Source organism: Azospirillum sp. TSH64, assembly GCF_003116035.1.
In the GTDB taxonomy this organism is placed as follows: Bacteria; Pseudomonadota; Alphaproteobacteria; order Azospirillales; family Azospirillaceae; genus Azospirillum.
In genome coordinates this window covers 4,585,489-4,585,792 of sequence record NZ_LGQW01000015.1, presented here as the reverse complement: position 1 = coordinate 4,585,792, position 304 = coordinate 4,585,489, and the positions used below count along the sequence as shown (strand labels likewise).

The following is a 304-nucleotide window of genomic DNA, read 5'->3' as shown; positions in this document are numbered from 1 at the left end:
GCTGAACGGCACGCTGACGGTCAGCAACGGCTCGATCACGCTGACGCCCGACCAGCTGGCCGGCCTCAAGATCACGCCTCCGGTGAACAGCGACGACGACTTCACCCTGACCGTCACCGCGACCGCCAAGGACGGCGTCGCCACTCCGGTCAGCGTCAGCGCACCGCTGGTGGTTACCGTCAATCCAGTGACCGACACGCCGACGCTGAGCGTCACTGCTGCGACCGGCAACGAAGACACCGCCATTGCGCTGACGATCAACCCGGCCCTGACCGATACCGACGGGTCGGAGACGCTGACGGTG

Annotated in this window: 1 protein-coding gene; it reads left to right on the top strand. The window is 66.8% G+C overall.

All coding sequences use genetic code 11. The features are described 5' to 3' along the window. The coding region (locus tag TSH64_RS22135; RefSeq protein ID WP_199237633.1) for a hypothetical protein at positions 1–304 on the top strand (304 nt) is incomplete at both ends.